Origin of the sequence: Sphingorhabdus sp. (assembly GCF_041737645.1) — a bacterium.
In the GTDB taxonomy this organism is placed as follows: Bacteria; Pseudomonadota; Alphaproteobacteria; order Sphingomonadales; family Sphingomonadaceae; genus Sphingorhabdus_B.
Map to the genome: position 1 here is coordinate 20,050 of NZ_JBGSRI010000050.1, position 8,671 is coordinate 28,720.

Annotated in this window: 9 protein-coding genes; 3 read left to right on the forward strand and 6 right to left on the reverse strand. The window is 53.4% G+C overall.

Annotated elements, in window-relative coordinates:
• Positions 1-41 precede the first annotated feature (41 nt).
• Positions 42-2,918, forward strand: coding sequence for a M16 family metallopeptidase (locus ACEW72_RS09055; RefSeq protein WP_373476058.1), 2,877 nt, complete (start codon positions 42-44; stop codon positions 2,916-2,918).
• Positions 2,919-2,957: 39 nt separating this feature from the next.
• On the opposite strand, the gene ACEW72_RS09060 is transcribed toward ACEW72_RS09055, so the two are convergent.
• The 5 genes from ACEW72_RS09060 to ACEW72_RS09080 all read right to left on the reverse strand — a co-directional run bounded on the left by ACEW72_RS09060 (position 2,958) and on the right by ACEW72_RS09080 (position 6,729).
• Positions 2,958-3,353: a GFA family protein gene (locus tag ACEW72_RS09060; RefSeq protein WP_373476059.1), complete on the reverse strand. Its 396-nt coding sequence runs from the start codon at positions 3,351-3,353 to the stop codon at positions 2,958-2,960.
• Between the two features lie 48 nt (positions 3,354-3,401).
• Complete coding sequence (gene hslU, locus ACEW72_RS09065; protein WP_373476060.1) at positions 3,402-4,703, reverse strand: ATP-dependent protease ATPase subunit HslU; 1,302 nt, start codon at positions 4,701-4,703, stop codon at positions 3,402-3,404.
• Between the two features lie 21 nt (positions 4,704-4,724).
• Positions 4,725-5,291 (reverse strand): ATP-dependent protease subunit HslV, encoded by a 567-nt coding sequence (gene hslV, locus ACEW72_RS09070; protein WP_373476061.1) that lies wholly within the window; start codon positions 5,289-5,291, stop codon positions 4,725-4,727.
• Positions 5,292-5,340: 49 nt separating this feature from the next.
• Entirely contained in the window at positions 5,341-6,342 is a 1,002-nt protein-coding gene (gene galE / locus ACEW72_RS09075; RefSeq protein ID WP_373476062.1) for a UDP-glucose 4-epimerase GalE, read from the reverse strand.
• 126 nt (positions 6,343-6,468) lie between these two features.
• Positions 6,469-6,729, reverse strand: coding sequence for a hypothetical protein (locus tag ACEW72_RS09080; RefSeq protein WP_373476063.1), 261 nt, complete (start codon positions 6,727-6,729; stop codon positions 6,469-6,471).
• Positions 6,730-6,942: 213 nt separating this feature from the next.
• Here ACEW72_RS09080 and ACEW72_RS09085 point away from each other — a divergent pair, with 213 nt between their 5' ends.
• Positions 6,943-7,770, forward strand: coding sequence for a carbon-nitrogen hydrolase family protein (locus ACEW72_RS09085; RefSeq protein ID WP_373476064.1), 828 nt, complete (start codon positions 6,943-6,945; stop codon positions 7,768-7,770).
• Between the two features lie 38 nt (positions 7,771-7,808).
• On the forward strand, positions 7,809-8,033 hold the full coding sequence (locus tag ACEW72_RS09090) for a hypothetical protein (protein WP_373476065.1): 225 nt from the start codon (positions 7,809-7,811) through the stop codon (positions 8,031-8,033).
• Here ACEW72_RS09090 and ACEW72_RS09095 read toward each other — a convergent pair.
• On the reverse strand, positions 8,030-8,671 hold a 642-nt coding region (locus ACEW72_RS09095; protein ID WP_373476066.1), incomplete at its 5' end, for a CpaF family protein. The two genes, ACEW72_RS09090 and ACEW72_RS09095, sit on opposite strands and share 4 nt — an antisense overlap.

The window sequence follows — 8,671 nt, forward strand, 5'->3', positions numbered from 1 at the left end:
TTCATCTGGCGTCAACAGTTACTCAGGATATTGAGGCCATAATGCGTAAACTGTCCAAAGCTCTCGTTTTTGCGGCCCTGCTGCTTTCTTCCAATGCTCATGCCCAGAACACAGTTCCTGTCAGTCAGGTCATTGCAAAGCCTGCCCAAGTCCCATGGCTGTATGAAGGCAGCGATGTACCTGTTGACGAGAGCTGGACATTTGGCGTTCTTCCTAACGGGTTGCGCTATGCGGTCAAAAAAAACGACGTACCTTCAAGGCAGATATCCATTCGTGTCCGAATTGATGCTGGTGCATTGCACGAAAACAACGAGGAGCAGGGCTTCGCACATTTGATCGAGCATCTGTCGTTTCGGGGTTCCACGTTCGTGCCCGATGGCGAAGCCAAGCGCATCTGGCAGCGTTTTGGGGTTACATTTGGCAGTGACAGCAACGCACAGACGACACCGACGCAAACCGTTTACAAACTTGATTTGCCCGCCGCGACACCCGCGACACTCGATGAATCGGTCAAGATCATCTCCGGGATGATCCGTAATCCGCGTATTTCGGAGACCGCCCTCAACGCCGAGCGCGCTATTGTCCTTGCCGAACTACGTGAAAACAGCGGCGCTCAGTTGATCTATAGCGACGCCCTGCGCCAACATGCGTTTCAAGGACAGCGGCTGGCCAACCGTTCAACTATCGGCACGCCCGAAACGTTGCACGCGGCTAGCGCCGAGGCTTTGAATGCTTTTCATGACCGTTGGTATCGACCGGAAAATGCCGTTATCGTTATGGCCGGAGACATGGAACCGGCTCAGCTTGCCAATCTCGTGCAGAAATATTTCCACGATTGGAAAGGTACTGGACCCCGTGCGCCGGAGCCGGAATTTGGTGACCCTACCCCTCAGGGTACGCCAACCCGGGTGCTTGTAGAGGCGACACTGCCGTCCACGGTGAGCGTCGCTTATTTGCGCCCGTGGCGTAAAGTCGATGATACGATTGCGTATAACGAGCAATTGCTTATCGATGCCTTGGCTTTGCAAATCATCAACCGTCGGCTGGAAGTTCAGGCACGGGGCGGCGGAAATTTTCTGTTTGCCGAGGTGGCTCAAGAAGATATTTCGCGCACTGCCGACGCTACGCTGGTCTCGGTTACGCCGGTAGGCGACAAATGGGAAGCGGCGACCAAAGACGTCCGGTCAGTTATTGCCGATGCCATCAAGACCCCACCCTCGATGGCAGATATTGACCGCGAACTAACGCTGTTTGGAAACGCACTACGCACGATGCTTGACAGTTATCCGTTTGAAGCTGCGGCAAAGCAAGCGGACGACATTGTGAACGCGGTAGATATCCGCGAAACTGTGGCAGCGCCGAAGACGATTGTTCAGGTCTTTGAAGGCATGAAGGACAAATTTTCACCAGCACGATTGCTCGCATCCACGCAAGCCTTGTTCAAGTCCGATGCAACCCGGCTGATGTTGTCATCACCTACGCCTGTTGCAGATGCTGACCAGCGCGCGCTTGCTGCATTGAATGACGTCGTTGTCGCGAACAATGCCGCCCGGCTGACGAATTCCGCCTTGGGCTTTGATGCCTTGCCGAAATTGGGCCCCCCTGGAAAATTGGTGACCGAGGAACTGGTTTCGCGGGAGTCTATGACAGCGCTGGAACTTTCAAACGGTGTCCGGGCACTGCTTTACCCGAACAAGGCCGAAAGTGGACAAATCCGGGTCATGGTCAGATTTGGTAAAGGCTATCAATCGGTCGCACCGGAAAAAGGCGGGCTATTATGGGCCGGACCTTATGTCTTACCAGAAAATGGCATCGGAAAGCTGAAACGTACCGAGATTGACCAGATGGTCAATGGACGCCGGATCGAGCTTAATTTTGCGATTGACGACGATGCCTTTGAATTTGCAGCCAATACCCGCCCTGATGATTTGGCGGATCAATTGACTTTGATCGCGACAAAGCTCGAACATCCCGGTTGGGATCCAGCACCTGTCGAACGGGCAAAGGCGCTCGCCACTTCGGGCTACGACAGTTTTGAAATGTCGGCAACGTCGGTATTGCAGCGTGATCTTGAATATCTTCTGCGCAGCAAGGATCTGCGCTGGAAAGCCGCTTCGCCTTCCGATGTCGCCAAAATCGATGCTGCATCTTTCAAGGCCTATTGGTCGCCGTTGATTTCACAAGGGCCGGTCGAAGTGCTGTTGTTCGGTGATTTTGACAAGGATGCAGCCGTAGCCGCGCTCGAGGCAAGCTTTGGTGCGATGAAAGCACGCACTGCGGTCATGCCCGCTGCGACCGCGCAGTCGATTAGCTTTCCCATGTCGTCCGGAATGCCCATGCGTTTGACCCATAAGGGATCGCCTGACCAGGCAGCGGCAGTCATGGCGTGGCCAACCGGTGGCGGTATCGCGGGAATTACCGAGGGGCGTCAGCTTGAAATTCTGGCGGCTGTATTCCGTGACCGGCTGTTTGAAAAATTCCGGGCAGAACAGGCTGCAAGCTATAGCCCGGACATGTCATCGCAATGGCCCAAGGATTTTTCCAGCGGCGGTTATCTGATGGCTTATACGCAGGTGAAACCCGCCGATGTCGATCGTTTTTTTAACTTCGCTGACGAGGTTGCGGCAGACCTTTCGGTCAACCCGGTCAGTACCGATGAATTGAACCGTGCGGTCGAACCGATGAAGCAATATGTCGAACGCGCAGCTTCCGGGAATACATTCTGGTTGAACAATCTGAAGGGGGCGACACGTGACCCGGCGCGCTTTACCGCGCTGGGACGACTGTATAGCGACTATGCCAATGTGACGCCGACCCAGTTGCAGGCTCTTGCCAAACGCTATTTCGTTAAAGACAAGGCATGGACGCTGGTGGTGGCACCGAAAGCTAGCGGGGCCACTCAGGCGGGTTCGCGATAGCTCTCACGGCTTGGCTTTGCTGACCGTAAAGCCAAGAGGCTATTCCGGAAAACGGTCGAATTTCGGAAGATCTTCCTGCCCTAAAGTCCACCCTAATTGCTCAGCCGTTTGAACGTGCAATTGGGGTGAAAGCACTTCGGGATTGTCCAATGTGCAGGTCTGGATGTCGACCAGACCGGGCAACGCTTCTTCATTCACATAAAAGAGGCCGGTCCCACAACGGGTGCAGAAATAGCGAACGGCGTCGTTCGATGATGTGTAGGCCTTTATATCGCCACTGGATTCAAAATCGGCAGACGAGAACGCTGCCCAACTGACAAAAGGCGCACCTGAACATCGTCGGCAGTCACCGCAATGGCATACCGACACATGCTGCGGCGTACCGCTCGCCTTATATCGTGACACGCCGCAATGGCATCCGCCTTCGTAGGTCATTTCATTCTCCTTCAACTCGCCTGGAATTTAGCAAAGAAATGAGAACACTTAAAGAACATATTTGGAAAGATCGGTATCCTTGGCGATGCCGGAAAGCTGCTTGCTGACATAATCGGCATCAATCGTCAAAGTTTCCCCTTTGCGATCTTCCGCTTCAAAACTGATCTCTTCCAAAAGCTTTTCCATGACCGTTTGCAACCGGCGCGCACCTATATTTTCGACCGTTGCGTTCACGTCGACCGCAATACGTGCAATTGCATCAATAGCATCGTCGGTGAAATCCAGATGGACTTCTTCGGTGGCCAATAGGGCTATGTATTGCTGTGGCAGATTAGCCCGGGTTTCGGACAGGATACGAACAAAATCTGCATGTTCCAACGCGCGCAGTTCGACCCGGATGGGCAGGCGCCCCTGCAATTCGGGAAGCATATCGCTCGGTTTCGAAATATGGAAAGCACCCGAGGCGATGAAGAGAACATGGTCGGTTTTCATCGGACCATATTTGGTCGCCACCGTCGTGCCCTCGATCAAAGGCAACAGATCGCGCTGCACACCTTCGCGGCTGACCGATCCGCCGCGCGCGTCAGATACCGCAATCTTGTAAATTTCATCCAGGAAAACGATGCCATTCGCTTCGGCATCGGCCAGTGCAACACGGTTGACATCGTCCTGGTCAAGCCGCTTTTCCGATTCTTCTTCGACAAGCTTTGCCCATGCGTCGGGAACCTTCATCTTGCGACGCTTCAGATTGTTCTGGCCAAATGCTTTGCCCATCATCTCGCCAAGATTTATCATGCCAACATTGCCGCCCATGCCGGGAATTTCCATTGGCACAGTCGGGCTGTCTGATACTTCGATTTCGATTTCCACATCGTCCATATGCCGATCGCGTATCCGCTGTCGAAATGCTTCGCGGGTTGCTTCGCTTGCTGTTTCACCGGCCAGTGGTTTCAACATCCGCTCCATTGCGGCCGCCTCGGCGGCTTCGCGCACAGACCCACGTCGCCGCTCCTTTTCCAGGCGCACGGCTTCCTCGGCCAAGTCGCGGGCAATTTGCTCGACATCACGTCCGACATAACCGACTTCGGTAAATTTGGTCGCTTCGACTTTGATAAAAGGTGCATCAGCCAATTTTGCGAGGCGCCTGCTGATTTCGGTTTTGCCGCAACCCGTGGGGCCGATCATCAGGATGTTTTTTGGAGTCACCTCATCGCGCAAGTCCGCCCCAAGCCTCTGCCGCCGCCAACGGTTACGTAGCGCGACCGCAACGGCTTTCTTGGCATCGACTTGCCCGATGATATGTTCATCAAGCGCAGCAACTATGGCTTTCGGCGTTAAATTCTGGATCATTTTTTGAATTCCAAACAGGTATTAGGTAGCCGAATCGAGAACTTCGACAGTCAACTGATCGTTGGTATAAACACAAATTTCCGCAGCAATTTTCATCGCGTGTCGCGCCAGTTTTTCGGCTTCCGCCTCATAATCGACAAGTGCGCGTGCGGCCGATAGGGCAAAGTTACCACCTGAACCTATGGCGGCAATGCCGTCATTGGGTTCAAGAACATCGCCATTACCGGTCAGGATCAGTGTCACGTCCTTGTCGGCAACAATCATCATCGCTTCCAGATTGCGGAGATATTTGTCGGTGCGCCAGTCCTTGGCGAGGTCGACTGCCGCGCGCATTAACTGGCCACGATGCTGTTCGAGTTTACGTTCAAGACGTTCGAACAGCGTAAAGGCATCGGCTGTCGCTCCGGCGAAGCCGCCAATAACCGAGCCATCATGCAACTGCCGGACTTTACGGGCATTCGGCTTCATGACCGTCTGCCCCATCGACACCTGACCATCGCCAGCGATGATGACTTTGCCATTTTTTCGGACCGACAATATGGTCGTGCCATACCAGATACTGGAATTATTATGTGCGTGATTATCCATCAGCCGGATATGGTGTCGCTGATGAATGAGTGCAAGACGCCGGGCCTGATTATGCCCGTCTATCTTCCAACTGGCGCTCCCATGCCAATGCGTGCTGAACTATAGTATCCAGGTCGTCATATTTGGGTTGCCAACCAAAGCGGGCGATAATGCCGCGATTGTCTGAAATCAACGAATCCGGGTCACCGGCGCGGCGGCCTTCCATTTTGCGGACAAGCAGATTGTTGGTGACCCGGTCGACAGCATCCAGAACCTGCAATACTGAATAGCCGTGGCCATAGCCGCAGTTAAGCGTGTGGCTTGTCGCAGGATCAGCGGTGAGGGCTTCCAATGCGATGACATGTGCCGCAGCAAGATCGGCGACATGAATATAATCACGCACACCCGTACCGTCTTCAGTGGCGTAGTCGGTGCCGTAGACCCCGACGCTGTCCCGTTTACCAAGCGCAGCTTCGACCGCTATTTTGATTAGATGGGTTGCCCCCATGGTTGATTGCCCGCTGCGTCCCTTGGGGTCGGCACCTGCGACGTTGAAGTAACGCAAGGCGCAATAATTGAAATCATGCACAGCCGCGACATCGCGCAACATGAATTCAGTCATCAATTTGGACGTACCATAAGGGTTGATTGGTAACGTCGGCATATCTTCGCGCACCGGGCTTTCCTTGGGAATGCCGTAAGTCGCCGCTGTAGATGAAAATATCATGTGCCGAATGCCAGCCTTGATGATCGAATCTATCAAGGACCGGGTCTTCGCAGTATTATTGTGGTAATATTTTAACGGATTTTCCACCGATTCCGGCACTACGATTGAACCGGCAAAATGCATGACGGCGTTGATGTCTTCCTTTGCGAAGATATCTGCTACTAATGCTTCGTCCGAAATATCGCCTTCGTAAAAAGGTGTTCCTTCGGCAACGGCCCAGCGAAATCCGGTTACCAGATTATCAATCACAACTGGCCGATGTCCCGCATCGATCAAAGCCAAAACAGCATGACTGCCAATATATCCCGCCCCGCCGGTGACGAGAACGTTTAGTTTATCAGTCATGGAAATTCACTCCAGTTGGATTCTCGGGTCTTTGAGAAAGTGCTTATTATGCGATGGTTCTAAAAAGCGGGTAAAAAAAAGGCGACCCTTAGGCCGCCTTTTCTATCTGTAACAAACTGCCTTGGCTTAGCCTGGGCTGGTTGGCTCATCATCGTCATTGCCAGCAGCGATAACAATACCGCCGATAACAGCAACAGCAGCCAAAACAGCGACGATAACGCCACTGCCACCGCCGAGCTTGCTTTCTTCCTTGGTCGAAGCGCCAGCGCGCTTAACCTTGGAAGCAGCAACCGCCTTTACTGAAGGCGAAAGTGATTCAGCCATTACTGGCGCGCTGATGAGGGCAGCGGCTGCTACTGCAGCGAGAGAAATCTTACCGAAACGCATTTTGTGCTCCTTTTTTATTGCGAAGTGCATTGCACTCGGTAGCGTCACTTGCACAAACCATTTGGTATTTCAAGCATTGAATGGGCAAATACCGCAGAAAAGCCTCAATTTATCGGACTGTTGCATTTATCATACAGTATAAAAACGTGCGGACGGGCATATAATATTAACCATATTCTAACGATTGAAGATATTCGGGACGAGGGAAATGCGATGAGAATAGCGGTTCACCAGATGTGCAGCGGCACCGCGCCGTCACGCAATGTCGAAAATATGGCCGCCGCTATTTACCAATCTTCCGAAACAGGCGCGAAAATGTATTTTGCACCTGAAATGTCTTTCATGCTGGATAAGGACCGCAATCGGGCGGCGGAAAGCATAGTTTCCGAATCCGGAAATGAAGGCTTGAAATATCTGGCTGATGTTGCCGGGAAATGCCGGATGTGGGTACATATCGGGTCGATGCCGGTTTTGGATCAGTCAAATGGCAAATATGCAAACCGGTCAATTATTATAGATGCCAATGGTCAAATTCGCGCGCGTTACGATAAGATGCATCTTTTTGATGTCGACCTTTCCACAGGTGAAAGCTGGCGCGAATCGTCCACTTATTTGCCTGGCGCCGGGCCCGTCGCGGTGCAATGCCCCTTGGGGCTGATGGGCCTGTCCATTTGCTACGACCTTCGATTTCCTGACTTGTATAGCGCCTACGCTAAGTCTGGCGTTGACGTCTTGGCGGTGCCAGCTGCATTTACTGTTCCGACGGGCCAGGCGCATTGGCATGCACTTCTCAGAGCGCGGGCGATTGAAGCGCAGGCTTTTGTGATTGCTGCGGCACAATCCGGTACGCATGAAGATGGCAGGCAAACTTTCGGGCATTCGCTGGTTATCGATCCGTGGGGTGAAGTCCTTCTGGATATGAACGAGATGGAAAGCATTGGTTACGCCAATTTGGAACTTAATCGTCTCGCCGAAGTGAGAAGCCAGATACCCGCGCAACATAACCGGCGGGAAATTACGATGCCCGTCAAAATTTGCTAACAGCATGGCATCTTGACCAACGGCCCATCGCGCACCACATGGCGCGCATGATAGTCTTGGGATCAACCTTTTTGGGCAATCATCTGTGGACCAGCCTTTCAGTGCTGTCCGGTATGATTGTCCTTATTAGCAGCTTGGCCGACCGCGGACGCAGCAGGCGAAAGAATATTGAAGCGGTAGGCTTCATGCCATGGACCGCGATCACAGTATTCGCGGTGCTTTCCGCCGTAATATCGGCGGCACTCGCAATAAAAGGCGCTTAACCCAGACAAGCTTCCAAGAAGGGCTGGTCGAAACCGAATTGCCGCGCCTTTTCCAGGGTATAGGGCCGGACACCACCTGCGACCCATTCACCGTGGATCTTCCCGTCGGCGTCTTCATCGCGATATTCGAACTTGAACAGGTCCTGCGTCACAATGACGTCGCCTTCCATGCCGATTACCTCGGTAATCTGGGTCGTGCGGCGTGAACCGTCGCGCAGGCGCTTGACCTGAACGATCATGTCGACGGATTCGGCGATCTGGCGCGAAATGGCTTCCTTCGGGATCTTGATGTCACCCATCAGGATCATGTTTTCCATACGGCCGAGACACTCACGCGGGTTGTTGGCGTGAAGAGTACACATGGAACCGTCGTGGCCCGTGTTCATCGCGGCGAGGAGGTCGAAGCACTCCGCGCCACGAATTTCGCCGAGGATGATGCGGTCAGGACGCATACGCAGGGCGTTCTTCACGAGGTCACCAATCGTAATGGCACCTTCGCCTTCGAGGTTTGGTGGGCGGGTTTCGAGCGGAAGCCAGTGGGGCTGTTGCAAGCGCAATTCGGCCGCGTCTTCGATCGTCAAAACGCGCTCGCCAGGGTCGATCATTTTCGACAGGGCGTTGAGCATGGTGGTTTTACC

Coding starts and splice junctions, on each gene's coding strand:
- ACEW72_RS09055 (WP_373476058.1), top strand. CDS start 42: ATGCGTAAACTGTCCAAAGCTCTCGTTTTTGCGGCCCTGCTGCTTTCT.
- hslU (WP_373476060.1), bottom strand. CDS start 4,703: ATGATCCAGAATTTAACGCCGAAAGCCATAGTTGCTGCGCTTGATGAA.
- ACEW72_RS09060 (WP_373476059.1), bottom strand. CDS start 3,353: ATGACCTACGAAGGCGGATGCCATTGCGGCGTGTCACGATATAAGGCG.
- ACEW72_RS09085 (WP_373476064.1), top strand. CDS start 6,943: ATGAGAATAGCGGTTCACCAGATGTGCAGCGGCACCGCGCCGTCACGC.
- ACEW72_RS09090 (WP_373476065.1), top strand. CDS start 7,809: ATGGCGCGCATGATAGTCTTGGGATCAACCTTTTTGGGCAATCATCTG.
- galE (WP_373476062.1), bottom strand. CDS start 6,342: ATGACTGATAAACTAAACGTTCTCGTCACCGGCGGGGCGGGATATATT.
- hslV (WP_373476061.1), bottom strand. CDS start 5,291: ATGGATAATCACGCACATAATAATTCCAGTATCTGGTATGGCACGACC.
- ACEW72_RS09080 (WP_373476063.1), bottom strand. CDS start 6,729: ATGCGTTTCGGTAAGATTTCTCTCGCTGCAGTAGCAGCCGCTGCCCTC.